Origin of the sequence: Escherichia coli DSM 30083 = JCM 1649 = ATCC 11775, from assembly GCF_003697165.2 — a bacterium.
Taxonomy (GTDB): Bacteria; Pseudomonadota; Gammaproteobacteria; order Enterobacterales; family Enterobacteriaceae; genus Escherichia; species Escherichia coli.
Map to the genome: position 1 here is coordinate 488,429 of NZ_CP033092.2, position 24,867 is coordinate 513,295.

Genomic DNA, 24,867 nt, shown 5'->3' on the forward strand with positions numbered 1-24,867 from the left:
TACGTTCTTTGCTAAGCGCGATGGAAACACCGCGCGTCACAAATTATTTTTCCTGAAGACCGAGTTTTTTCTCCAGATAGTGGATATTAGTGCCACCATGCTGGAAGTTTTCGTCATTCATGATGCGGATCTGCAGATCAACGTTGGTTTTGATACCGTCGATGATCAGCTCCTGCAGCGCATTCTTCATGCGAGCAATCGCCACGTCACGGTTTTCACCGTAGCAAATCAGCTTACCGATCATTGAGTCATAGTACGGCGGTACGGTGTAGCCCGCGTAGATATGAGACTCCCAACGTACGCCAAAACCACCAGGTGCGTGGAAACGGGTGATTTTGCCCGGACTTGGCAGGAAGGTGTTCGGATCTTCGGCGTTGATACGGCATTCCACCGCATGGCCGCGAACGTGAACTTCTTCTTGCTTGATCGACAGCGGTTGACCGGCAGCGATACGCAGTTGTTCTTTGATCAGGTCAACGCCGGTGATCATTTCAGTAACCGGGTGTTCTACCTGAATACGGGTGTTCATTTCGATGAAATAGAACTCGCCGTTTTCGAACAGGAACTCGAAAGTACCTGCACCGCGATAGCCGATATCAACACACGCTTTAGCGCAACGTTCGCCGATGTAGCGACGCAGTTCCGGGGTAATGCCCGGTGCCGGTGCTTCTTCGACCACTTTCTGGTGGCGGCGCTGCATGGAGCAGTCACGTTCCGCCAGATAGATAGCGTTGCCCTGACCGTCAGCCAGTACCTGAATCTCGACGTGGCGAGGATTTTCCAGGTATTTCTCCATGTAAACCATATCGTTGCTGAAAGCTGCTTTCGCTTCCGCACGGGTCATGGAGATGGATTGTGCCAGTTCAGCGTCGCTGCGCACTACGCGCATACCGCGACCACCGCCGCCGCCGGAGGCTTTGATAATCACCGGATAACCAATGCGTTTAGCAATGGCGCGGTTTTTATCCATATCGTCGCCCAGCGGGCCGTCAGAACCCGGTACGCAAGGAACGCCTGCTTTTTTCATCGCCGCGATTGCGGATACTTTGTCGCCCATCAGGCGAATGGTTTCTGCTTTCGGGCCGATGAAGATAAAGCCGGAGCGTTCAACCTGCTCGGCAAAATTGGCGTTCTCGGAGAGGAAGCCGTAACCCGGATGGATTGCTACTGCGCCGGTGATTTCAGCGGCGCTGATGATTGCCGGGATGTTCAGATAACTTTTTACTGACGGAGCAGGGCCGATACAGACCGTTTCATCTGCCAGTAATACGTGTTTTAGATCGCGATCCGCACTGGAGTGCACAGCGACAGTCTTGATGCCCAGTTCTTTACAGGCACGAAGAATACGCAATGCAATCTCGCCGCGGTTGGCAATAACAATTTTATCCAGCATGTTCGCCTCGTTACTCGATGACGACCAGCGGCTCGTCAAATTCTACCGGTTGTCCACTTTCGACCAGAATTGCTTTCACGGTACCGGATTTGTCCGCTTCGATCTGGTTCATCATTTTCATGGCTTCAACGATGCACAGGGTATCGCCCACGTTGACTTTCTGACCCACTTCGATGAACGCTTTTGCGTCCGGGCTTGGAGTGCGGTAGAAAGTACCAACCATCGGGGAACGTACGATGTGACCACTGATTTCCGCTGCTGCTGGCGCTTCCATGGAAGGAACGGTCGCCGGAGCGGCTGCGTTAGATTGAGCTGGCTGCTGCATCATAGGTGCAGCGTAAGCTTGTTGCATCACAGGGAAACTTGCGGCAGGAGCTGCACGGCTAATGCGTACTGACTCTTCACCTTCAGAAATTTCCAGTTCGGAGATGCCTGATTCTTCAACCAGCTCGATCAGTTTTTTAATCTTACGAATATCCATGAGTGGGTTCCGTACTCTTTGTTTAGTGTGATTGTGACAGGCGTTTCACCGCCGTCTGTAAAGCGTATGCCCCGACAGCTGTATGCATAGCGATAAATTCCAGCAGGCCGGGACGCCGGTCTATTTTGCCCCAGAGTGTCAATGTTAGACTTGACGGACATTGTGCAGCGATCTGCTGCTATCCTCCGGCAAAAAACAAAATATACCTTCGTTGCGCCAATGTCACCTTTTCCGCAGCGCAAAAACTGCGTCAGGGAGGACGAGGTCGCACATTATAACGATTTCGTAGCAATTGGCAGCTAAATACTGGTCTTATCAGGGAAGATAATCAACAGCTAACATGTAAATAACCTTCAACACCGTGTAATTTGCAACAAGCCGCACAATTCACGAAATTAGCGCCATCATCGACGGAACTTCTTATAACGTAAGGTGAAAAGCTGTAAAGCCAGCCCTGCGAAGATGGGGGGCTGCAATGAGATAATCTTCACAGACCACAAATAATGTAGGGATGCCAGGATCGCGACAAGATAGACGACATTACGCAGCGGTTGCTGGGGATTACCCAATTTTCACTGCATCGTCCGGAAAGATGTGAATGCTAAAGCACGCAAAATTAACCGACTGACAATGTTCCGCATTCAATAGGTTTAAGTGGTTAATTTGTAATCAAATAAAATCAGATTATTCCCCCCATGGTACCAGAAATCAGTAACAGATTAAGCGTAGCGTCGCCAAGGCAAAGCACCATAAACCTAACAGGCGACGGAGGCGTATCAATAATGGCTGTTTGGTGGAGTATCAATGCGCATCAATTTATGGTCAGTCGAAATCATGACTTTCCAGTTTGGATGATGTTGTACAACTTCCTGACCAAGGTGTTCGACGAAAGCTGTCCGACTAACCGCTTTTTCCGTTAACCGATTGAATAATGATTTCAAAATGAGTTCCCTCTCTTATTAATCCTTGCTAAATGGTTAGTTAACCTTCACCAGCGTGCGACCCTGGATCTGGTTATTAATGATGGCCTCGGCAAACTTCGGTGCCTCTGCCAGAGATATCTCTTTTGCCGCCTGGGTATAGAATGATTCCGGTAAATCGGCGACCAGTCGCTGCCAGGCTTGTGCGCGGCGTGCTGGTGGCGTCATTACTGAATCCACCCCTTGCAAACGGACATTACGCAGAATAAATGGCATGACCGTGGTTGGCAGAGTAAAACCACCCGCCAGACCACAGGCCGCCACGCAGCCGCCGTAATTCATTTGCGCCAGCACTTTTGCCAGCACTTTGTCGCCAACGGTGTCAATTGCCCCAGCCCAGACTTGTTTTTCCAGAGGACGGGATTCAGCAAACTCATCGCGAGGAAGAATACGGCTGGCACCTAAACTTTTCAGATATTCATGGGTACTTTCGCGACCGGAAACAGCAACGACCTGATAACCCAACTTATGCAGCAGCGCCACGGCGGTACTGCCGACGCCACCACTGGCACCCGTCACGACAATCTCCCCATCCTGCGGGCGAACACCGGCATCTTCCAGCGCCATCACACACAGCATGGCGGTAAAACCGGCAGTACCGATAATCATTGCTTTACGCGCGTCCAGCCCTTGCGGCATGGCAACCAGCCAGTCACCTTTCACTCGCGCCTGTTCCGCCAGCCCACCCCAGTGGTTTTCACCAACGCCCCAGCCAGTGAGTAACACCTCCTGACCGGCATGAAAACGCGGATCTTCGCTGGTGCGTACAGTTCCGGCAAAATCGATCCCAGGAATCATCGGAAAATTACGGATGATTTTTCCCTTACCGGTAATCGCCAGCGCATCTTTGTAGTTCAGGCTCGACCAGTGAACATCAACCGTGACATCGCCTTCCGGCTGGCGACTTTCGTCCAGAGTCTGTACTGATGCGAGAGTTTTGCCGTCCTGCTGTTCTAAAAGTAACGCCTGCATAAGTGGTCCTCATGTGCATGATGGATTGGAAAATAATTTCTGAAGACTATACTCGCTAATGGAAAAGCAAAGCCGATGAAGCGCAATAAATTGCGAGATAAATCTGATTTGCTAGTATGCCCGCTTCCTCACTATCGGAGTTAACACAAGGATGAGATTAACGACGAAATTTTCGGCCTTTGTCACGCTGCTCACCGGGTTAACAATTTTTGTGACTTTGCTGGGCTGTTCGCTAAGTTTCTACAACGCCATTCAGTATAAGTTTAGTCATCGTGTTCAGGCGGTGGCGACGGCGATTGATACCCACCTAGTGTCGAATGACTTCAGCACATTAAGGCCACAAATTACCGAATTAATGATGTCGGCAGATATCGTTCGTGTAGACCTGCTCCATGGTGATAAGCAGGTTTATACCCTGGCCAGAAATGGTAGTTATCGTCCGGTTGGCACCAACGATCTGTTTCGTGAACTGAGCGTTCCGTTGATAAAGCATCCGGGGATGTCGCTGCGTCTGGTTTATCAGGATCCGATGGGCAACTATTTCCATTCTTTAATGACCACCGCGCCGCTCACGGGGGCGATTGGCTTTATCATTCTTATGCTCTTCCTGGCGGTACGCTGGTTACAACGGCAACTTGCCGGGCAAGAATTGCTGGAAACCCGGGCTACTCGTATCTTAAACGGTGAGCGTGGCTCTAATGTGTTGGGAACCATCTATGAATGGCCGCCCAGAACCAGCAGTGCGCTGGATACGCTGCTTTGTGAAATTCAGAACGCACGCGAACAACACAGCCGTCTTGATACGCTGATCCGCTCTTATGCCGCCCAGGACATGAAAACCGGCCTCAATAACCGACTCTTTTTCGATAATCAGTTAGCAACGTTACTGGAAGATCAAGAGAAAGTAGGTACCCACGGGATCGTGATGATGATTCGTCTGCCGGATTTCAATATGTTGAGTGATACCTGGGGGCACAGCCAGGTTGAAGAACAGTTCTTCTCTCTGACGAATCTGCTATCGACATTTATGATGCGCTACCCTGGCGCACTGCTGGCGCGTTACCACCGCAGTGATTTTGCTGCGCTGTTACCGCACCGGACGTTAAAAGAGGCAGAGAGCATCGCCAGTCAGTTAATCAAAGCCGTCGATACCTTGCCGAACAATAAAATGCTCGATCGCGACGATATGATCCACATTGGTATCTGTGCCTGGCGTAGTGGTCAGGATACCGAGCAGGTAATGGAACATGCAGAGTCTGCCACGCGTAATGCGGGATTGCAGGGCGGCAATAGCTGGGCTATTTACGATGACTCGTTGCCTGAAAAAGGACGCGGTAATGTTCGCTGGCGTACGCTTATCGAGCAAATGCTCAGTCGCGGCGGCCCGCGCCTTTATCAAAAACCGGCGGTTACTCGCGAAGGCCGGGTTCATCATCGTGAACTCATGTGCCGCATCTTCGATGGTAATGAAGAGGTTAGCTCGGCAGAGTATATGCCGATGGTCTTGCAGTTTGGTTTATCGGAAGAGTATGACCGCCTGCTAATCAGCCGTCTTATTCCACTATTGCGTTACTGGCCAGAGGAAAATCTGGCGATTCAGGTTACCGTTGAGTCGCTGATTCGCCCGCGTTTTCAGCGTTGGCTGCGCGATACGTTAATGCAATGTGAAAAATCGCAACGAAGACGCATAATTATTGAACTTGCAGAGGCCGATGTAGGTCAACATATCAGTCGCTTACAACCTGTTATTCGTTTAGTGAATGCTTTAGGGGTACGGGTAGCCGTCAACCAGGCTGGTTTGACGCTGGTAAGCACCAGTTGGATCAAAGAACTTAATGTTGAGTTACTCAAGCTCCATCCGGGGCTGGTCAGAAACATTGAGAAGCGAACGGAGAACCAGCTGCTGGTTCAAAGCCTGGTGGAAGCCTGCTCCGGGACCAGCACCCAGGTTTACGCCACCGGCGTACGTTCGCGAAGCGAGTGGCAGACCCTGATTCAGCGCGGTGTTACAGGTGGGCAAGGGGATTTTTTCGCGTCCTCACAGCCACTTGATACTAACGTGAAAAAATATTCACAAAGATACTCGGTTTAACCTGCCGTTTAATCCGTTTTCACGTAGAATAACGCGCGCTGCGTCTCATGGGAGTGTGCTTGTCTGCTCGCCAGATTGTTGCAGCACATATGCAGATGAATGACCTTACGCGGTTGCAAACAGGCGAGGAATGCTGCTGATGCATTAAGCCTTTCTGGACTCAGGCAGAGATTTGTAACAAAGGAAACGAACTGCACTAATTTTCACCGTAGCAGATGATTTTTGCGCCTTGTCGCTGCTGCGTGTGGTTGGTAAAGTAAGCGGATTTTCTTTTCCGCCCCAGCTTTCAGGATTATCCCTTAGTATGTTGAAAAAATTTCGTGGCATGTTTTCCAATGACTTGTCCATTGACCTGGGTACTGCGAATACCCTCATTTATGTAAAAGGACAAGGCATCGTATTGAATGAGCCTTCCGTGGTGGCCATTCGTCAGGATCGTGCCGGTTCACCGAAAAGCGTAGCTGCAGTAGGTCATGACGCGAAGCAGATGCTGGGCCGTACGCCGGGCAATATTGCTGCCATTCGCCCAATGAAAGACGGCGTTATCGCCGACTTCTTCGTGACTGAAAAAATGCTCCAGCACTTCATCAAACAAGTGCACAGCAACAGCTTTATGCGTCCAAGCCCGCGCGTTCTGGTTTGTGTGCCGGTTGGCGCGACCCAGGTTGAACGCCGCGCAATTCGTGAATCCGCGCAGGGCGCTGGTGCCCGTGAAGTCTTCCTGATTGAAGAACCGATGGCTGCCGCAATTGGTGCTGGCCTGCCGGTTTCTGAAGCGACCGGTTCTATGGTGGTTGATATCGGTGGTGGTACCACTGAAGTTGCTGTTATCTCCTTGAACGGCGTGGTTTACTCCTCTTCCGTGCGCATTGGTGGTGACCGTTTCGACGAAGCTATCATCAACTATGTACGTCGTAATTACGGTTCTCTGATCGGTGAAGCCACCGCAGAACGTATCAAGCACGAAATCGGTTCGGCTTACCCGGGCGATGAAGTCCGTGAAATCGAAGTTCGTGGCCGTAACCTTGCAGAAGGTGTTCCACGCGGTTTTACCCTGAACTCCAACGAAATCCTCGAAGCACTGCAGGAACCGCTGACCGGTATTGTGAGCGCGGTAATGGTTGCACTGGAACAGTGCCCGCCGGAACTGGCTTCCGATATCTCCGAGCGCGGCATGGTGCTCACCGGTGGTGGCGCACTGCTGCGTAACCTTGACCGTTTGTTAATGGAAGAAACCGGCATTCCAGTCGTTGTTGCTGAAGACCCGCTGACCTGTGTGGCGCGCGGTGGCGGCAAAGCGCTGGAAATGATCGACATGCACGGCGGCGACCTGTTCAGCGAAGAGTAATCGGATGCAGGCAGGGGAAGTGTCTGTTTACCCTGCCTGGTCTGATACGAGAATACGCATAACTTATGAAGCCAATTTTTAGCCGTGGCCCGTCGCTACAGATTCGCCTTATTCTGGCGGTGCTGGTGGCGCTCGGCATTATTATTGCCGACAGCCGCCTGGGGACGTTCAGTCAAATCCGTACTTATATGGATACCGCCGTCAGTCCTTTCTACTTTGTTTCCAATGCTCCTCGTGAATTGCTGGATGGCGTATCGCAGACGCTGGCCTCGCGTGACCAACTAGAACTTGAAAACCGGGCGTTACGTCAGGAACTGTTGCTGAAAAACAGTGAACTGCTGATGCTTGGACAATACAAACAGGAGAACGCGCGTCTGCGCGAGCTGCTGGGTTCCCCGCTGCGTCAGGATGAGCAGAAAATGGTGACTCAGGTTATCTCCACGGTTAACGATCCTTATAGCGATCAAGTTGTTATCGATAAAGGTAGCGTTAATGGCGTTTATGAAGGCCAGCCGGTCATCAGCGACAAAGGTGTTGTTGGTCAGGTGGTGGCCGTCGCTAAACTGACCAGCCGCGTGCTGCTGATTTGTGATGCGACCCACGCGCTGCCAATCCAGGTGCTGCGCAACGATATCCGCGTAATTGCAGCCGGTAACGGTTGTACGGATGATTTGCAGCTTGAGCATCTGCCAGCGAATACGGATATTCGTGTTGGTGATGTGCTGGTGACTTCCGGTCTGGGCGGTCGTTTCCCGGAAGGCTATCCGGTCGCGGTTGTCTCTTCCGTAAAACTCGATACCCAGCGCGCTTATACTGTGATTCAGGCGCGTCCGACTGCAGGACTGCAACGTTTGCGTTATCTGCTGCTGCTGTGGGGCGCGGATCGTAACGGCGCTAACCCGATGACGCCGGAAGAGGTGCATCGTGTTGCTAATGAACGTTTGATGCAGATGATGCCGCAGGTATTGCCTTCGCCAGACGCGATGGGGCCAAAGTTACCTGAACCGGCAACGGGGATCACTCAGCCGACTCCGCAGCAACCGGCGACAGGAAATGCAGTTACTGCGCCTGCTGCGCCCACACAGCCCGCTGCTAATCGCTCTCCACAAAGGGCTACGCCGCCGCAAAGTGGTGCTCAACCGCCTGCGCGTGCGCCGGGAGGACAATAGTGGCGAGCTATCGTAGCCAGGGACGCTGGGTAATCTGGCTCTCTTTCCTCATTGCGCTGTTGCTGCAAATCATGCCCTGGCCGGATAATCTGATTGTTTTCCGGCCAAACTGGGTGTTACTCATCTTGTTGTATTGGATCCTGGCCTTGCCCCATCGCGTAAATGTGGGCACAGGTTTTGTGATGGGTGCCATACTGGATCTGATCAGCGGCTCGACGCTTGGCGTACGCGTATTGGCGATGAGCATCATTGCTTACCTGGTGGCGCTGAAATACCAGCTTTTCCGCAACCTCGCATTATGGCAGCAGGCGCTGGTCGTCATGTTGCTTTCGCTGGTGGTGGATATTATTGTTTTCTGGGCAGAGTTTTTAGTGATTAACGTCTCTTTCAGACCGGAAGTGTTCTGGAGTAGTGTAGTCAATGGGGTGCTCTGGCCGTGGATTTTCTTGCTGATGCGTAAAGTCCGTCAGCAGTTTGCAGTGCAATAAAGGTTTCTATGACTTCTCTGTATTTAGCTTCCGGTTCTCCGCGTCGTCAGGAGTTACTTGCGCAACTTGGCGTGACCTTTGAACGTATTGTTACGGGCATTGAGGAGCAGCGTCAGCCGCAGGAGAGCGCGCAGCAGTATGTTGTGCGTCTGGCGCGCGAGAAAGCACAGGCGGGTGTCGCGCAAACGGCGCAGGATCTCCCGGTGCTGGGTGCGGATACTATCGTTATCCTGAACGGAGAAGTGCTCGAGAAACCGCGCGACGCAGAGCATGCGGCGCAGATGTTGCGCAAATTATCGGGTCAGACCCATCAGGTGATGACGGCAGTGGCGTTGGCTGACAGCCAGCACATTCTCGATTGCCTGGTGGTCACCGATGTGACTTTCAGAACGTTAACAGACGAAGACATCGCGGGCTATGTCGCCAGCGGCGAACCGTTAGATAAAGCAGGTGCATACGGTATTCAGGGGCTGGGTGGCTGTTTTGTCAGGAAGATAAATGGCAGCTTTCACGCCGTAGTCGGCTTACCGCTGGTTGAAACGTATGAATTATTAAGTAATTTTAACGCACTGCGTGAGAAAAGGGATAAACATGACGGCTGAATTGTTGGTAAACGTAACGCCTTCGGAAACTCGAGTGGCGTATATTGATGGCGGTATTCTGCAGGAAATTCATATTGAACGTGAGGCGCGACGCGGAATAGTAGGCAATATCTACAAGGGTCGTGTAAGTCGTGTACTTCCGGGTATGCAGGCGGCTTTTGTAGATATTGGGCTGGATAAAGCCGCGTTTCTTCATGCATCTGACATCATGCCGCACACTGAATGTGTGGCGGGTGAAGAACAAAAGCAATTCACGGTGCGCGACATCTCGGAACTGGTCCGTCAGGGGCAAGATCTGATGGTGCAGGTGGTGAAAGATCCGCTTGGCACTAAAGGTGCGCGCCTGACCACCGATATCACGCTGCCTTCTCGCTATCTGGTGTTTATGCCAGGGGCTTCTCACGTTGGGGTATCCCAACGAATTGAAAGCGAATCAGAACGTGAACGCCTGAAAAAAGTGGTCGCAGAGTATTGCGACGAGCAGGGCGGGTTTATCATCCGTACTGCAGCGGAAGGGGTTGGCGAGGCTGAACTGGCCTCCGATGCCGCTTATCTGAAACGCGTCTGGACCAAAGTTATGGAGCGTAAAAAACGCCCGCAGACCCGTTATCAGCTGTACGGAGAACTGGCGCTGGCGCAGCGTGTTCTGCGTGATTTCGCCGACGCCGAACTCGACCGCATTCGCGTTGACTCACGCCTGACTTACGAAGCATTGCTGGAGTTTACCTCGGAGTACATTCCCGAGATGACCAGCAAGCTGGAGCATTACACCGGACGCCAGCCGATTTTCGATCTCTTTGATGTCGAAAACGAAATTCAGCGAGCGCTGGAACGCAAAGTAGAACTGAAATCCGGTGGTTATCTGATTATCGACCAGACCGAAGCGATGACCACCGTGGACATCAATACCGGAGCGTTTGTCGGTCATCGCAATCTGGACGACACCATTTTCAATACCAATATTGAAGCGACGCAGGCTATCGCTCGCCAGTTACGGTTGCGCAATCTGGGCGGGATTATCATTATTGATTTCATCGATATGAATAATGAAGATCACCGTCGCCGCGTGCTGCACTCGCTGGAGCAGGCGCTGAGCAAAGATCGGGTGAAAACCAGCGTTAATGGTTTTTCGGCGCTGGGGCTGGTGGAGATGACGCGTAAACGCACCCGCGAAAGCATTGAGCACGTACTGTGTAACGAATGCCCAACCTGCCACGGTCGCGGAACGGTGAAAACCGTGGAAACGGTATGCTATGAAATCATGCGCGAGATTGTTCGTGTCCACCATGCTTACGACTCCGACCGTTTCCTGGTCTATGCTTCTCCGGCAGTAGCCGAAGCCTTGAAAGGCGAAGAGTCACACTCGCTGGCGGAAGTGGAAATTTTCGTTGGCAAACAGGTTAAAGTACAAATTGAACCGCTCTATAACCAGGAGCAGTTTGACGTCGTAATGATGTAAACAGATGCTGGGCCGCCATCCGGCAAAGGGTTTTTGAGTCACATTTTTAGCAGACAAGGAGTGACGGGTGAGGCGATTGCCGGGGATTTTACTGCTTACTGGAGCCGCGCTCGTTGTGATCGCTGCCCTGCTGGTTAGCGGCCTGCGTATTGCTTTACCGCATCTTGACGCCTGGCGTCCGGAAATCCTCAACAAAATAGAATCCGCGACTGGCATGCCGGTAGAAGCCAGTCAGCTCTCAGCCAGCTGGCAGAATTTTGGTCCGACGCTTGAAGCGCACGACATCCGTGCAGAACTAAAAGATGGCGGCGAATTTTCGGTTAAACGCGTTACTCTTGCGCTGGATGTCTGGCAGAGCCTGTTACATATGCGCTGGCAGTTTCGCGACCTCACTTTCTGGCAGCTGCGCTTTCGCACCAACACTCCTATCACCAGCGGCGGTGGTAATGATAGCCTGGAAGCCAGTCACATCAGCGATCTGTTTCTTCGTCAATTTGACCATTTCGATCTCCGCGACAGTGAAGTCAGTTTCCTGACGCCATCCGGTCAGCGCGCCGAGCTGGCGATCCCACAGCTCACCTGGCTGAACGATCCACGTCGACACCGTGCGGAAGGCCTGGTAAGCCTCTCCAGCCTTACCGGACAGCACGGCGTGATGCAGGTGCGTATGGATTTGCGCGATGATGAGGGGTTGTTAAGCAATGGTCGCGTCTGGCTCCAGGCGGATGACATCGACCTGAAGCCGTGGCTCGGTAAATGGATGCAGGACAATATTGCGCTGGAAACGGCACAGTTCTCCCTTGAAGGCTGGATGACGATCGACAAAGGCGATGTAACCGGCGGTGACGTCTGGCTGAAACAGGGCGGTGCCAGCTGGTTGGGCGAGAAGGAAACACATACGCTGTCGGTGGATAATCTGACTGCGCATATTACGCGTGAAAATCCGGGATGGCAGTTCTCTATTCCCGATACACGGATCACGATGGACGGCAAACCCTGGCCGAGCGGAGCATTGACGCTGGCCTGGATACCGGAACAGGACGTTGGCGGCAAAGACAATAAACGCAGTGACGAACTCCGGATTCGCGCCAGTAATCTGGAGCTGGCAGGCCTGGAGGGCGTACGCCCGCTGGTCGCGAAACTTTCACCTGCACTGGGTGATGTTTGGCGCTCCACACAACCGAGCGGCAAGATTAACACTCTGGCGCTGGATATCCCGCTTCAGGCGGCAGACAAGACCCGTTTTCAGGCATCGTGGAGCGATCTGGCCTGGAAGCAATGGAAATTATTACCGGGTGCGGAACACTTCTCCGGGACGCTTTCCGGCAGCGTAGAAAATGGTTTGCTTACTGCGTCGATGAAGCAGGCAAAGATGCCTTACGAAACGGTATTCCGTGCGCCACTGGAAATCGCCGACGGCCAGGCAACGATAAGCTGGCTGAACAATGACAAAGGTTTCCAGCTGGATGGGCGTAATATTGACGTTAAAGCCAAAGCCGTCCATGCGCGCGGCGGTTTTCGTTACCTGCAACCTGCTAACGATGAACCCTGGCTGGGTATTCTGGCTGGCATCAGTACCGATGATGGTTCACAAGCCTGGCGCTATTTCCCGGAAAACTTGATGGGTAAAGACCTGGTTGATTACTTAAGTGGCGCGATTCAGGGCGGTGAAGCGGATAACGCGACGCTGGTTTATGGTGGCAATCCGCAACTCTTCCCCTATAAACACAACGAAGGTCAGTTTGAAGTGCTGGTGCCGCTGCGCAACGCGAAGTTTGCCTTCCAGCCGGACTGGCCTGCATTAACTAACCTTGATATTGAACTGGACTTTATTAACGACGGTTTATGGATGAAAACCGATGGCGTTAATCTGGGCGGCGTGCGCGCGAGTAATCTCACCGCAGTGATCCCTGACTACTCAAAAGAAAAACTGCTGATTGACGCTGACATTAAAGGTCCGGGTAAAGCCGTTGGCCCTTACTTTGATGAGACACCGCTGAAAGATTCCCTGGGTGCGACCCTGCAAGAACTCCAGCTCGACGGCGATGTGAATGCTCGCTTACATCTTGATATCCCGCTGAACGGCGAGTTGGTAACCGCGAAAGGTGAAGTGACGCTGCGTAATAACAGTCTGTTTATCAAACCACTCGACAGCACCCTGAAAAATTTGAGCGGTAAATTCAGCTTTATCAATGGCGATCTGCAAAGTGAACCACTGACAGCAAGCTGGTTTAATCAGCCGTTGAACGTGGATTTTTCCACCAAGGAAGGGGCAAAAGCCTACCAGGTAGCGGTAAACCTCAACGGTAACTGGCAACCGGCGAAAACCGGCGTTCTGCCTGTAGCGGTGAACGAAGCATTGAGTGGCAGCGTGGCGTGGGATGGTAAAGTGGGCATTGATCTGCCTTATCATGCTGGCGCGACCTATAACGTAGAGCTGAACGGCGATTTGAAGAATGTGAGCAGTCACTTACCTTCACCGTTAGCCAAACCTGCGGGTGAACCACTAGCGGTAAACGTTAAGGTTGATGGCAATCTCAACAGCTTTGAATTAACCGGACAGGCTGGTGCGGATAACCATTTCAATAGCCGCTGGTTGCTCGGTCAAAAGCTGACGCTCGATCGTGCTATTTGGGCGGCAGACAGTAAAACGCTCCCGCCGTTGCCGGAACAAAGTGGCGTTGAACTCAATATGCCGCCGATGAATGGTGCCGAGTGGCTGGCCCTGTTCCAGAAAGGCGCGGCGGAGAGTGTCGGTGGTGCAGCGAGTTTCCCACAACACATAACGTTACGTACGCCTATGTTGTCGCTGGGAAATCAGCAATGGAATAACCTGAGTATTGTTTCGCAACCGACGGCAAATGGCACCCTGGTTGAGGCGCAAGGGCGTGAAATCAACGCCACGCTGGCGATGCGTAATAACGCACCGTGGCTGGCGAATATCAAATATCTTTATTACAACCCAAGCGTGGCGAAAACTCGTGGTGATTCAACACAGTCATCACCTTTCCCGACAACGGAACGCATTAACTTCCGTGGCTGGCCAGACGCACAAATACGATGCGCAGAGTGCTGGTTCTGGGGGCAAAAATTCGGTCGTATTGACAGTGATATCACCATTTCTGGCGATACGTTAACGCTGACTAATGGACTGATTGATACTGGTTTTTCGCGGCTCACTGCCGATGGTGAATGGGTTAACAATCCGGGGAATGAACGTACCTCGCTGAAAGGAAAACTGCGCGGGCAGAAAATTGATGCCGCCGCAGAATTTTTTGGTGTCACGACGCCCATACGCCAGTCGTCATTTAATGTGGATTACGATTTACACTGGCGCAAAGCACCCTGGCAGCCAGATGAGGCGACGTTGAATGGCATCATTCATACTCAACTGGGTAAAGGCGAAATTACCGAAATCAATACCGGACATGCCGGGCAATTGCTGCGCTTATTGAGCGTAGATGCCCTGATGCGTAAGCTGCGTTTTGATTTCAGAGACACTTTTGGCGAAGGGTTCTATTTTGACTCCATTCGCAGCACCGCGTGGATTAAAGACGGCGTTATGCACACCGACGACACGCTGGTGGATGGCCTGGAAGCGGACATCGCTATGAAAGGGTCGGTAAATCTGGTACGTCGCGACCTGAATATGGAAGCGGTTGTCGCACCAGAGATTTCTGCGACGGTCGGCGTGGCTGCGGCCTTTGCGGTTAACCCCATTGTTGGCGCGGCAGTGTTTGCCGCCAGTAAAGTGCTGGGACCGCTGTGGAGCAAAGTCTCCATTTTGCGCTATCACATTTCGGGTCCGCTGGACGATCCGCAAATCAACGAAGTGTTGCGACAACCGCGCAAAGAAAAAGCGCAATGATTTGACGAGGGCGCGTAATTGCCCCAATCTCATATGATAATCGTTGCCAAAGGCCAACGAGCCAGAACATAACCGTAGGCCGGATAGGGCGTTCACGCCGCATCCGGCAGCCGTAAAAAATCCTCTACTGCAGTAACTAACGAGTAGCAAAAACGATGAGTCTTAACCTGGTAAGTGAACAATTGCTAGCGGCGAACGGCCTGAAACATCAGGACTTGTTCGCGATCCTCGGTCAACTGGCCGAACGTCGCCTTGATTATGGCGATCTCTATTTTCAGTCGAGCTATCACGAATCCTGGGTTTTAGAAGACCGCATTATTAAAGATGGTTCTTACAACATCGATCAGGGCGTTGGTGTGCGTGCAATCAGCGGTGAAAAAACCGGATTTGCTTACGCTGACCAAATCAGCCTGCTGGCGCTGGAACAAAGTGCGCAAGCGGCGCGCACCATCGTCCGTGATAGTGGTGATGGCAAAGTACAGACGCTGGGCGCGGTAGAGCATAGCCCGTTGTATACCTCGGTAGATCCGCTGCAAAGCATGAGCCGTGAAGAGAAGCTGGATATCCTGCGTCGCGTCGATAAGGTTGCCCGCGAAGCGGACAAGCGCGTACAAGAAGTGACTGCCAGCCTCAGCGGCGTTTATGAATTAATTCTGGTTGCGGCCACCGACGGCACGCTGGCGGCGGATGTTCGTCCGCTGGTGCGTCTTTCCGTGAGCGTTCTGGTCGAAGAAGATGGCAAACGCGAACGCGGTGCCAGTGGCGGCGGCGGTCGTTTTGGTTATGAGTTCTTCCTTGCCGATCTCGACGGTGAAGTCCGTGCGGATGCATGGGCAAAAGAAGCTGTGCGTATGGCGCTGGTCAATCTTTCTGCCGTCGCCGCACCAGCAGGCACCATGCCGGTAGTACTTGGCGCAGGTTGGCCGGGCGTGCTGTTGCATGAAGCGGTGGGTCACGGTCTGGAAGGCGACTTCAACCGCCGTGGCACTTCAGTATTTAGTGGACAGGTCGGGGAGCTGGTGGCTTCAGAACTGTGTACCGTGGTTGATGACGGTACGATGGTCGATCGCCGTGGTTCGGTGGCGATTGATGACGAAGGTACGCCAGGCCAGTACAACGTGCTGATTGAGAACGGCATTCTGAAAGGCTACATGCAGGATAAACTCAACGCGCGTTTGATGGGGATGACGCCGACTGGCAACGGTCGCCGTGAATCCTACGCCCATCTGCCCATGCCGCGTATGACCAACACCTATATGCTGCCGGGTAAATCGACCCCGCAGGAAATTATTGAATCCGTTGAGTACGGTATCTATGCACCGAACTTTGGTGGCGGTCAGGTGGATATCACCTCCGGCAAATTCGTTTTCTCCACTTCAGAAGCGTATCTGATTGAAAACGGTAAAGTAACGAAGCCGGTGAAAGGCGCAACGTTGATTGGTTCCGGTATCGAAACCATGCAGCAGATTTCGATGGTTGGCAACGACCTGAAACTGGATAACGGCGTGGGTGTCTGCGGTAAAGAAGGGCAAAGTTTGCCGGTTGGCGTGGGCCAGCCAACGCTGAAAGTTGATAACCTGACTGTTGGCGGTACTGCGTAATAATTTCAGTATTTTCAGAAGGATAATTAATCCTTCTCCGTGTACGAACGGTCCCCTCGCCCCTCTGGGGTTAGGGTGAGGGGAACCCGTTGGCACAGGTTTGTACAACGTAACAGTACAATATTAATTACTTCTCTTTCCCGCGCCCGTGCATCTCCTGAAACAATTTACCGACCTCAACAAAATAATCCGTTAGCGAGTTGATCACGACTTGTACCTTCAGCGGCAGCTTATCTTTTTCGGTATATAACGCATAAACCGGGCGTGGGTCTGACTGGTAACGTGGCAGCAGGATCTCCAGTTCCCCGCGATTGATCTCGTTGATCACCCACATCAACGGCACGTAGGCGATCCCAGCGCCTGCAGTCAGCCAGCGCACCAGCGTCATCGGATCATTAGTCACAAATCTCCCTTGCGGGATCAGGCGAGTCGAGATCCCTTCCGGTGCGATCAGTTCAAATTCATTGTCGGGTCGCACGCTGTATTCAAGCCATGAATGACTACTTAAATCGGCGGGTTTTTCTGGTATGCCGTATTGTGTGAGATAGCTTTTTGCGGCGCACACCACCATTGGCATCGCGCCCAGACGGCGGGAAAACAGGCTGGAATCTTGCAACGCGCCGACGCGGATCACCACATCCAGACCGTCGGCAATCAGGTCGGGGGCAGGAATTCCGGTAACCAGATTGACACTCAAACCTGGGTATTCTTTCAGCATTTTTGCCGTCAGCCCGGCGAGAACATTTTGTGCCATAGTTGAAGAACAGCCAATGCGCAGCGTCCCGATGGGGGTGTTATTGAAGGCATACAGTTGCTCATGAACATCCTGCACTTCATGGAGCATCCGACGGCAGCCCTGGTAGTAAATTCTGCCGGCTTCAGTCAGGCCAATGCTGCGTGTACTACGGTTTAACAGCTTTACCTGTAACTCATCTTCCAGTTTTGACACCGTCTGACTGATGGACGAAACGCTCATCTGTAGCTGTCTGGCGGCGGCGGTAAAAGAGCCAAATTCAACTACTTTGGCAAACACCGACATGCGTTTTAGTCGTTCCATTATTCACTCTGACTTAAAAGTGATTTAGATCACATAATATAGATAACAGCATAACAGTTACGTTAATATATTAAATATCAATCTACAGCAATGTTGCTCTCGCCCGGCTTTCCATGCCCTTCTCTGCGGCGACAGATGCTGAAAATAATAACGCCTGCTCTCTCTATACAACCAAGGTCAACATGAGTCTGTTTCCCGTTATCGTGGTGTTTGGGCTGTCCTTCCCACCGATATTTTTCGAATTGCTTTTATCACTGGCGATTTTCTGGCTGGTGCGCCGGGTACTTGTGCCAACAGGTATTTACGACTTTGTCTGGCATCCGGCGTTGTTCAACACCGCGCTCTATTGCTGCTTGTTTTATTTGATATCGCGACTGTTCGTTTGAGGTTGAAGTGAAAACACTAATAAGAAAATTCTCCCGTACGGCCATCACGGTCGTATTAGTCATTCTGGCCTTCATCGCAATTTTTAATGCCTGGGTCTATTACACCGAATCCCCGTGGACGCGTGACGCGCGCTTTAGCGCTGACGTCGTTGCGATCGCGCCGGACGTTTCTGGACTCATTACCCAGGTGAATGTTCATGATAACCAGCTGGTGAAAAAAGGACAGGTACTGTTCACCATCGACCAGCCGCGCTATCAAAAGGCGCTTGAGGAAGCGCAAGCCGATGTTGCTTATTATCAGGTACTGGCACAGGAGAAACGCCAGGAGGCCGGACGTCGTAACCGTCTCGGTGTGCAGGCGATGTCTCGCGAAGAGATCGACCAGGCGAACAACGTACTACAAACAGTTCTGCATCAGTTAGCGAAAGCGCAGGCGACCCGCGATCTGGCAAAACTGGATCTTGAACGTACAGTCATCCGCGCGCCAGCAGATGGCTGGGTGACCAACCTCAACGTCTATACCGGTGAGTTTATTACTCGAGGATCAACGGCGGTTGCGCTGGTGAAACAGAACTCCTTCTATGTACTGGCCTATATGGAAGAAACTAAGCTGGAAGGGGTGCGCCCTGGGTATCGTGCGGAGATCACGCCGCTTGGCAGTAACAAAGTGCTGAAAGGGACTGTTGATAGTGTTGCCGCAGGGGTCACCAATGCCAGCAGCACGCGTGACGACAAAGGGATGGCGACCATCGACTCTAACCTTGAATGGGTACGTTTGGCGCAACGTGTTCCGGTACGTATTCGTCTCGACAACCAGCAAGAGAACATCTGGCCTGCGGGCACCACTGCTACGGTGGTAGTCACTGGCAAACAAGATCGCGACGAAAGTCAGGATTCGTTCTTCCGTAAAATGGCTCATCGCCTGCGTGAGTTTGGTTAATCACGATGGGTATTTTCTCCATTGCTAATCAACATATTCGCTTTGCGGTAAAACTGGCGACCGCCATTGTACTGGCGCTGTTTGTTGGCTTTCACTTCCAGCTGGAAACGCCACGCTGGGCGGTACTGACAGCGGCGATTGTTGCCGCCGGTCCGGCCTTTGCTGCGGGAGGTGAACCGTATTCTGGCGCTATTCGCTATCGTGGCTTTTTGCGCATCATCGGCACATTTATTGGCTGTATTGCCGGACTGGTAATCATCATTGCGATGATCCGAGCACCATTATTGATGATTCTGGTGTGCTGTATCTGGGCCGGTTTTTGTACCTGGATATCCTCGCTGGTACGAATAGAAAACTCGTATGCGTGGGGGCTGGCCGGTTATACCGCGCTGATCATTGTGATCACTATTCAGCCGGAACCATTGCTTACGCCGCAGTTTGCCGTCGAACGTTGTAGCGAGATCGTTATCGGTATTGTGTGTGCAATTATGGCGGATTTGCTCTTTTCTCCGCGATCGATCAAACAAGAAGTGGATCGAGAGCTGGAAAGTTTGCTGGTCGCGCAATATCAATTAATGCAACTCTGTATCAAGCATGGCGATGGTGAAGTTGTCGATAAAGCCTGGGGCGATCTGGTGCGACGTACTACGGCGTTACAAGGTATGCGCAGCAACCTGAATATGGAATCTTCCCGCTGGGCGCGGGCCAATCGACGTTTAAAAGCGATCAATACGCTATCGCTGACGCTGATTACCCAATCCTGCGAAACTTATCTTATTCAGAATACGCGCCCGGAATTGATCACTGATACTTTTCGCGAATTTTTTGACACACCGGTAGAAACTGCGCAGGACGTCCACAAGCAGCTCAAACGCCTGCGGAGAGTTATCGCCTGGACCGGGGAACGGGAAACGCCTGTCACCATTTATAGCTGGGTCGCGGCGGCAACGCGTTATCAGCTTCTCAAGCGCGGCGTTATCAGTAACACAAAAATCAACGCCACCGAAGAAGAGATCCTGCAAGGCGAACCGGAAGTAAAAGTAGAGTCAGCCGAACGTCATCATGCAATGGTTAACTTCTGGCGAACCACACTTTCTTGCATTCTGGGCACGCTTTTCTGGCTGTGGACGGGCTGGACTTCCGGCAGTGGTGCAATGGTGATGATTGCGGTAGTGACGTCACTGGCAATGCGTTTGCCGAATCCACGCATGGTGGCGATCGACTTTATCTACGGGACGCTGGCAGCGCTACCGTTAGGGCTGCTCTACTTTTTGGTGATTATCCCTAATACCCAACAGAGCATGTTGCTGCTGTGTATTAGCCTGGCAGTGCTGGGATTCTTCCTCGGTATAGAAGTACAGAAACGGAGATTGGGCTCGATGGGGGCGTTGGCCAGCACCATAAACATTATCGTGCTGGATAACCCGATGACTTTCCATTTCAGTCAGTTTCTCGACAGCGCATTAGGGCAAATCGTCGGCTGTGTGCTCGCGTTCACCGTTATTTTGCTGGTGCGGGATAAATCGCGCGACAGGACTGGACGTGTACTGCTTAATCAGTTTGTTTCTGCCGCTGTTTCCGCGATGACTACCAATGTGGCACGTCGTAAAGAGAATCACCTCCCGGCACTTTATCAGCAGCTGTTTTTGCTGATGAATAAGTTCCCAGGGGATTTGCCGAAATTTCGCCTGGCGCTGACGATGATTATCGCGCACCAGCGCCTGCGTGATGCGCCGATCCCGGTTAACGAGGATTTATCGGCGTTTCACCGACAAATGCGCCGCACAGCAGACCATGTGATATCTGCCCGTAGCGATGATAAACGTCGTCGGTACTTTGGCCAGTTGCTGGAAGAACTGGAAATCTACCAGGAAAAGCTACGCATCTGGCAAGCGCCACCGCAGGTGACGGAACCAGTACATCGGCTTACGGGTATGCTCCATAAGTATCAACATGCGTTGACCGATAGTTAAGTCAAAACCGACGCCTGAAGCGTCGGTTTTTTCATGGCTATACTTAGCGATGAACGGCAGAACTCGCCGCGAAACGTGACGGTGGCAACAGATGAATATTTATACCTTTGATTTTGATGAGATTGAGAGTCAGGAGGATTTTTATCGTGACTTTAGCCAAACCTTTGGTCTGGCGAAAGATAAGGTACGCGATCTCGACTCACTATGGGATGTGTTAATGAACGATGTCCTGCCGCTACCACTTGAGATTGAATTTGTTCATCTGGGAGAGAAAACGCGTCGCCGTTTTGGCGCGTTAATATTGCTGTTTGATGAGGCAGAGGAAGAACTGGAAGGGCATTTGCGTTTTAATGTTCGTCATTAGCGCAAAAAAAGCCCCCGAACCGGGGGCAATATCGTCGGACAAGACGATGAGGGTTTATTTGTACAGTTCAGCCGTAGCGTGCCAGGTGTCACCACTACGAGCTTCAGTAATCTGGTAGGCCGTTGCGCCTTTCTCTTCCGCTTTTTTGTTCAGCATTTCACGCATATCCATTGGCGAAGACGCCACACCACTTACGGATACGGTCCCGATTGCTTCACGATTTTGTGCTTGTGCAGCATCAATGGAGTCGGCAGCGAATGCACCGAAAGAGAGAACAGAAAGCACACTTAATGCAGCAACAGTGGTTTTGATTTTCATGATTTTTACCTCGACATAATCTTTTAGCTGGGCCTTTGTTTCGTGACCCATATCACAAAATCAAGTATACACTAATTATTGAACTAATTAATACCACGCTAACTGTTTCAGTTGATACTAAGTGTTAAAAATGTGAATTTTAATAACAAAAAAGAATTAAAAACACGATCATTTATTGTTAATTATAGTATTTTCAATTAGATAATGAATTTTGCATAATGTGCTTTTTTACTATATGTATTCATTGTGTGAATGATATGTCGCAGTAAAACGCACTATTCGTTAAATGAATCGCAGGGGAAAGCAGGGGGTTGATAGGCAAAAGCAACATTTTCCCCGCCGCCAGAAGCGACGGGGCAGAGATTAAAGCTCCTGGTCGAACAGCTCTAAAATCGCTTCGTACAGCTCTTTGACGGTGAAACCGTTAGCAGGGGTAGTAAAGATGGTGTCATCGCCAGCGATGGTGCCCAGAATACCTTCTGCTTTGCCCAGTGAGTCCAGCAGGCGAGCAATTAACTGCGCCGCACCAGGGCTGGTATGAATCACGACAACTGCATCGTTGTAGTCGATATCCAGTACCAGATTCTTCAATGGACTGGAGGTGGTTGGTACACCCAGTTCAGCTGGCAGGCAGTAAACCATTTCCATTTTGGCATTGCGTGTACGTACAGCACCAAACTTGGTCAACATCCGCGAGACTTTAGACTGATTAATATTGTCAAAGCCTTGCTCCTGCAACGCGGCAACGATTTCGCCCTGGGAGCTAAATTTCTCTTCTTTAAGTAATGCTTTAAATGCTTTAACTAGTTCTTCTTGCTTAGCCGAGCTTCGCATAAGTCACCCGATATGGTGGTTGATACAACATTATTGTGCATACAGATGAATTTTTATGCAAACAGTCAGCCCTGAAGAAGGCTGAAATAATGTTATGAAAGAGCGGGATTTTATCAAATTTCGTTATTGAGAAACATGCCTGCGTCACGGCCTGCAAATTCTGCTTAAAAGTAAATTAATTGTTATCAAATTGATATTGTTTTGGCTGAGCGGTAGGGTATATTGTCACCACCTGTTGGAATGTTGCGCTAATGCATAAGTGACTGTTAATTACGTAAGTTAGGTTCCTGATTACGGCAATTAAATGCATAAACGCTAAACTTGCGTGACTACACATTCTTGAGATGTGGTCATTGTAAACGGCAATTTTGTGGATTAAGGTCGCGGCAGCGGAGCAACATATCTTAGTTTATCAATATAATAAGGAGTTTAGGATGAAAGTCGCAGTCCTCGGCGCTGCTGGCGGTATTGGCCAGGCGCTTGCACTACTGTTAAAAACCCAACTGCCTTCAGGTTCAGAACTCTCTCTGTATGATATCGCTCCAGTGACTCCCGGTGTGGCTGTCGATCTGAGCCATATCCCTACTGCTGTGAAAATCAAAGGTTTTTCAGGTGAAGATGCGACTCCGGCGCTGGAAGGTGCAGATGTCGTTCTTATCTCTGCAGGCGTAGCGCGTAAACCGGGTATGGATCGTTCCGACCTGTTTAACGTTAACGCCGGCATCGTGAAAAACCTGGTACAGCAAGTTGCGAAAACCTGCCCGAAAGCGTGCATTGGTATTATCACTAACCCGGTTAACACTACAGTTGCGATTGCTGCTGAAGTGCTGAAAAAAGCCGGTGTTTATGACAAAAACAAACTGTTCGGCGTTACCACGCTGGATATCATTCGTTCCAACACCTTTGTTGCGGAACTGAAAGGCAAACAGCCAGGCGAAGTTGAAGTGCCGGTTATTGGTGGTCACTCTGGTGTTACCATTCTGCCGCTGCTGTCACAGGTTCCTGGCGTTAGTTTTACCGAGCAGGAAGTGGCTGATCTGACCAAACGTATCCAGAACGCGGGTACTGAGGTGGTTGAAGCGAAAGCCGGTGGCGGGTCTGCAACCCTGTCTATGGGCCAGGCAGCTGCACGTTTTGGTCTGTCTCTGGTTCGCGCACTGCAGGGCGAACAAGGCGTTGTCGAATGTGCCTACGTTGAAGGCGACGGTCAGTACGCTCGTTTCTTCTCTCAACCGCTGCTGCTGGGTAAAAACGGCGTGGAAGAGCGTAAATCTATCGGTACTCTGAGCGCATTTGAACAGAACGCGCTGGAAGGTATGCTGGATACGCTGAAGAAAGATATCGCCCTGGGCGAAGAGTTCGTTAATAAGTAATTGATTAGCGGATAATAAAAAACCGGAGCACAGACTCCGGTTTTTGTTTTTTTACGCTGACCTTAGTTGGTCGCCGGATATTCCTGAATGGTGACCTGCAATGTTAACTGTTTATCGTCACGCATCACGACAACCGGGATCACCGAACCAGGGCGAATTTCTGCCACCTGATCCATCGTCTCCAGAGCAGAGATGGCCGGTTTGTTATCCACCGAAATAATCAAATCATTGACCTGAATACCCGCATTCGCCGCTGGGCCGTCAGGTGACACTTCATTAACCACGATCCCTTGCAGTTGATCTATACCACCGCCTTGCGCGTGCAGTGGTGCGATCTCACGTCCACCAATGCCAATGTAGCCGCGGATCACGCGACCATCGCGGATCAGCTTATCCATAATTTTGGTTGCTAACTGGAAAGGAATCGCAAAGCCGATGCCTTCCGGCGTTTCGCCATCGTTACTCTTATCAAACGATAGCGTGTTAATGCCCATCAGTTCGCCCAGCGAGTTCACCAGCGCGCCGCCAGAGTTACCGTGGTTAATGGAAGCATCAGTTTGCAGGAAGTTTTGCCGCCCGGTTGGGTTCAGACCAATTCGACCCGTGGCACTAATAATCCCCTGGGTAATGGTCTGCCCGAGGTTGTACGGGTTACCGATCGCCAGTACCACGTCGCCAATGTGCGGTACGCGACGTGCATTGATTGGAATGGTAGGTAAACCGCCAGTGGCATTAATTTTAAGTACCGCCAGATCGGTTAGAGAGTCAGATCCCACCAGCAATGCTTCAAATACACGTCCATCCTGTAAGGCGACGATGATCTGATCGGCGTCGTTGATCACGTGTTTATTGGTGATGATATACCCGCGTTGATCCATGATTACACCAGATCCCAGGGTGCGGATCTCAAGCTGGTTGTGAGAGTTGGTGTTCAAACCGCGGTTATAAACGTTAACCACCGCTGGCGCGGCGCGGCGAACCGCCAGATTATAGCTGGCAGGCGTCTCATCGGTACTGTCAAATTGCGGAGTGGAAAGCGGGTTAAGGCTGCGCAGCGAAGGCATGGCAACCAGCAGAATAGCGCCGACAATTAATCCAATCGCAACGGAACGTAAGAGCTTCACAAACATGATGGAGGCATCGTTAAAAAAGGGAACGGCAGCAGCATA

20 protein-coding genes and 1 pseudogene are annotated in these 24,867 nt (G+C 51.4%); 13 read left to right on the plus strand and 8 right to left on the minus strand.

Features of this window, described 5'->3' with window-relative positions; genetic code table 11:
- Window positions 1–43: 43 nt before the first annotated feature.
- The 4 genes and pseudogenes from accC to yhdH form a co-directional block, all read right to left on the minus strand.
- Window positions 44–1,393: an acetyl-CoA carboxylase biotin carboxylase subunit gene (gene accC, locus EAS44_RS03205; protein WP_000884645.1), complete on the minus strand. Its 1,350-nt coding sequence runs from the start codon at window positions 1,391–1,393 to the stop codon at window positions 44–46.
- Between the two features lie 10 nt (window positions 1,394–1,403).
- Window positions 1,404–1,874 (minus strand): acetyl-CoA carboxylase biotin carboxyl carrier protein, encoded by a 471-nt coding sequence (accB, locus tag EAS44_RS03210; protein ID WP_000354622.1) that lies wholly within the window; start codon window positions 1,872–1,874, stop codon window positions 1,404–1,406.
- Window positions 1,875–2,278: 404 nt separating this feature from the next.
- Window positions 2,279–2,666 (minus strand): annotated as a pseudogene (locus EAS44_RS25495) (sulfoxide reductase heme-binding subunit YedZ); the annotation flags it as partial.
- Window positions 2,667–2,851: 185 nt separating this feature from the next.
- Window positions 2,852–3,826: an MDR family oxidoreductase gene (yhdH, locus tag EAS44_RS03215; protein ID WP_001148493.1), complete on the minus strand. Its 975-nt coding sequence runs from the start codon at window positions 3,824–3,826 to the stop codon at window positions 2,852–2,854.
- Window positions 3,827–3,977: 151 nt separating this feature from the next.
- On the opposite strand from yhdH, the gene csrD reads away from it, so the two are divergent.
- The 8 genes from csrD (at window position 3,978) to tldD (ending at window position 16,453) form a co-directional block, all read left to right on the plus strand.
- A complete protein-coding gene (gene csrD, locus EAS44_RS03220) occupies window positions 3,978–5,918 on the plus strand; it encodes an RNase E specificity factor CsrD (RefSeq protein ID WP_001241447.1) in 1,941 nt (646 codons plus the stop codon).
- 304 nt (window positions 5,919–6,222) lie between these two features.
- Window positions 6,223–7,266, plus strand: a complete 1,044-nt coding sequence (gene mreB, locus EAS44_RS03230; protein ID WP_000913396.1) for a rod shape-determining protein MreB — start codon at window positions 6,223–6,225, stop codon at window positions 7,264–7,266.
- A 65-nt stretch (window positions 7,267–7,331) separates the two neighbouring features.
- Window positions 7,332–8,435 (plus strand): rod shape-determining protein MreC, encoded by a 1,104-nt coding sequence (mreC, locus tag EAS44_RS03235; RefSeq protein ID WP_000802518.1) that lies wholly within the window; start codon window positions 7,332–7,334, stop codon window positions 8,433–8,435.
- Window positions 8,435–8,923 (plus strand): rod shape-determining protein MreD, encoded by a 489-nt coding sequence (gene mreD, locus EAS44_RS03240; RefSeq protein ID WP_000179409.1) that lies wholly within the window; start codon window positions 8,435–8,437, stop codon window positions 8,921–8,923. Before mreC ends, mreD begins: the two co-directional genes overlap by 1 nt.
- Window positions 8,924–8,931: 8 nt before the next feature.
- A complete protein-coding gene (gene yhdE, locus EAS44_RS03245; RefSeq protein WP_000203095.1) occupies window positions 8,932–9,525 on the plus strand; it encodes a nucleoside triphosphate pyrophosphatase YhdE in 594 nt (197 codons plus the stop codon).
- Window positions 9,515–10,984, plus strand: a complete 1,470-nt coding sequence (rng, locus tag EAS44_RS03250) for a ribonuclease G (protein WP_000123197.1) — start codon at window positions 9,515–9,517, stop codon at window positions 10,982–10,984. The genes yhdE and rng overlap by 11 nt, the downstream gene beginning before the upstream one ends.
- Before the next feature lie 67 nt (window positions 10,985–11,051).
- Window positions 11,052–14,852 (plus strand): AsmA2 domain-containing protein YhdP, encoded by a 3,801-nt coding sequence (gene yhdP / locus EAS44_RS03255; RefSeq protein WP_001253540.1) that lies wholly within the window; start codon window positions 11,052–11,054, stop codon window positions 14,850–14,852.
- Between the two features lie 155 nt (window positions 14,853–15,007).
- Window positions 15,008–16,453 carry a metalloprotease TldD gene (gene tldD, locus EAS44_RS03260; protein WP_000055909.1) on the plus strand — a complete coding sequence of 482 codons (1,446 nt, stop codon included), beginning with the start codon at window positions 15,008–15,010 and terminating at the stop codon, window positions 16,451–16,453.
- Between the two features lie 127 nt (window positions 16,454–16,580).
- Here tldD and aaeR read toward each other — a convergent pair whose 3' ends face one another.
- On the minus strand, window positions 16,581–17,510 hold the full coding sequence (gene aaeR, locus EAS44_RS03265; protein WP_000440317.1) for an HTH-type transcriptional activator AaeR: 930 nt from the start codon (window positions 17,508–17,510) through the stop codon (window positions 16,581–16,583).
- Window positions 17,511–17,692: 182 nt separating this feature from the next.
- Between aaeR and aaeX the strand changes: the two genes are divergently transcribed.
- The 4 genes from aaeX (at window position 17,693) to yhcO (ending at window position 21,173) form a co-directional block, all read left to right on the plus strand.
- On the plus strand, window positions 17,693–17,896 hold the full coding sequence (gene aaeX, locus EAS44_RS03270; protein ID WP_000051841.1) for a p-hydroxybenzoic acid efflux pump operon protein AaeX: 204 nt from the start codon (window positions 17,693–17,695) through the stop codon (window positions 17,894–17,896).
- A 7-nt stretch (window positions 17,897–17,903) separates the two neighbouring features.
- On the plus strand, window positions 17,904–18,836 hold the full coding sequence (aaeA, locus tag EAS44_RS03275; RefSeq protein ID WP_000854033.1) for a p-hydroxybenzoic acid efflux pump subunit AaeA: 933 nt from the start codon (window positions 17,904–17,906) through the stop codon (window positions 18,834–18,836).
- Between the two features lie 5 nt (window positions 18,837–18,841).
- Window positions 18,842–20,809 (plus strand): p-hydroxybenzoic acid efflux pump subunit AaeB, encoded by a 1,968-nt coding sequence (aaeB, locus tag EAS44_RS03280; RefSeq protein WP_000510964.1) that lies wholly within the window; start codon window positions 18,842–18,844, stop codon window positions 20,807–20,809.
- A gap of 91 nt (window positions 20,810–20,900) precedes the next feature.
- The gene (gene yhcO, locus EAS44_RS03285; protein ID WP_001029013.1) at window positions 20,901–21,173 is read left to right on the plus strand and encodes a barstar family protein; all 273 of its coding nucleotides are present in this window, start codon (window positions 20,901–20,903) and stop codon (window positions 21,171–21,173) included.
- A 54-nt stretch (window positions 21,174–21,227) separates the two neighbouring features.
- Here the strand turns inward: yhcO and yhcN are convergent, their stop codons facing one another.
- Window positions 21,228–21,491: a peroxide/acid stress response protein YhcN gene (gene yhcN, locus EAS44_RS03290; protein WP_000695690.1), complete on the minus strand. Its 264-nt coding sequence runs from the start codon at window positions 21,489–21,491 to the stop codon at window positions 21,228–21,230.
- Between the two features lie 363 nt (window positions 21,492–21,854).
- Window positions 21,855–22,325 carry a transcriptional regulator ArgR gene (gene argR / locus EAS44_RS03295; RefSeq protein WP_001257847.1) on the minus strand — a complete coding sequence of 157 codons (471 nt, stop codon included), beginning with the start codon at window positions 22,323–22,325 and terminating at the stop codon, window positions 21,855–21,857.
- Between the two features lie 434 nt (window positions 22,326–22,759).
- Between argR and mdh the strand changes: the two genes are divergently transcribed.
- Window positions 22,760–23,698 (plus strand): malate dehydrogenase, encoded by a 939-nt coding sequence (mdh, locus tag EAS44_RS03300; protein WP_001295272.1) that lies wholly within the window; start codon window positions 22,760–22,762, stop codon window positions 23,696–23,698.
- A 62-nt stretch (window positions 23,699–23,760) separates the two neighbouring features.
- Here mdh and degS read toward each other — a convergent pair whose 3' ends face one another.
- A complete protein-coding gene (gene degS, locus EAS44_RS03305) occupies window positions 23,761–24,828 on the minus strand; it encodes an outer membrane-stress sensor serine endopeptidase DegS (RefSeq protein WP_000497723.1) in 1,068 nt (355 codons plus the stop codon).
- Window positions 24,829–24,867: the final 39 nt, after the last annotated feature.

Excerpts from the sequence above, each read along its gene's own strand:
- accC (WP_000884645.1), bottom strand. The coding sequence starts at position 1,393 with ATGCTGGATAAAATTGTTATTGCCAACCGCGGCGAGATTGCATTGCGT.
- accB (WP_000354622.1), bottom strand. The coding sequence starts at position 1,874 with ATGGATATTCGTAAGATTAAAAAACTGATCGAGCTGGTTGAAGAATCA.
- yhdH (WP_001148493.1), bottom strand. The coding sequence starts at position 3,826 with ATGCAGGCGTTACTTTTAGAACAGCAGGACGGCAAAACTCTCGCATCA.
- csrD (WP_001241447.1), top strand. The coding sequence starts at position 3,978 with ATGAGATTAACGACGAAATTTTCGGCCTTTGTCACGCTGCTCACCGGG.
- mreB (WP_000913396.1), top strand. The coding sequence starts at position 6,223 with ATGTTGAAAAAATTTCGTGGCATGTTTTCCAATGACTTGTCCATTGAC.
- mreC (WP_000802518.1), top strand. The coding sequence starts at position 7,332 with ATGAAGCCAATTTTTAGCCGTGGCCCGTCGCTACAGATTCGCCTTATT.
- yhdE (WP_000203095.1), top strand. The coding sequence starts at position 8,932 with ATGACTTCTCTGTATTTAGCTTCCGGTTCTCCGCGTCGTCAGGAGTTA.
- rng (WP_000123197.1), top strand. The coding sequence starts at position 9,515 with ATGACGGCTGAATTGTTGGTAAACGTAACGCCTTCGGAAACTCGAGTG.
- tldD (WP_000055909.1), top strand. The coding sequence starts at position 15,008 with ATGAGTCTTAACCTGGTAAGTGAACAATTGCTAGCGGCGAACGGCCTG.
- aaeR (WP_000440317.1), bottom strand. The coding sequence starts at position 17,510 with ATGGAACGACTAAAACGCATGTCGGTGTTTGCCAAAGTAGTTGAATTT.
- aaeX (WP_000051841.1), top strand. The coding sequence starts at position 17,693 with ATGAGTCTGTTTCCCGTTATCGTGGTGTTTGGGCTGTCCTTCCCACCG.
- aaeB (WP_000510964.1), top strand. The coding sequence starts at position 18,842 with ATGGGTATTTTCTCCATTGCTAATCAACATATTCGCTTTGCGGTAAAA.
- yhcO (WP_001029013.1), top strand. The coding sequence starts at position 20,901 with ATGAATATTTATACCTTTGATTTTGATGAGATTGAGAGTCAGGAGGAT.
- yhcN (WP_000695690.1), bottom strand. The coding sequence starts at position 21,491 with ATGAAAATCAAAACCACTGTTGCTGCATTAAGTGTGCTTTCTGTTCTC.
- argR (WP_001257847.1), bottom strand. The coding sequence starts at position 22,325 with ATGCGAAGCTCGGCTAAGCAAGAAGAACTAGTTAAAGCATTTAAAGCA.
- mdh (WP_001295272.1), top strand. The coding sequence starts at position 22,760 with ATGAAAGTCGCAGTCCTCGGCGCTGCTGGCGGTATTGGCCAGGCGCTT.
- degS (WP_000497723.1), bottom strand. The coding sequence starts at position 24,828 with ATGTTTGTGAAGCTCTTACGTTCCGTTGCGATTGGATTAATTGTCGGC.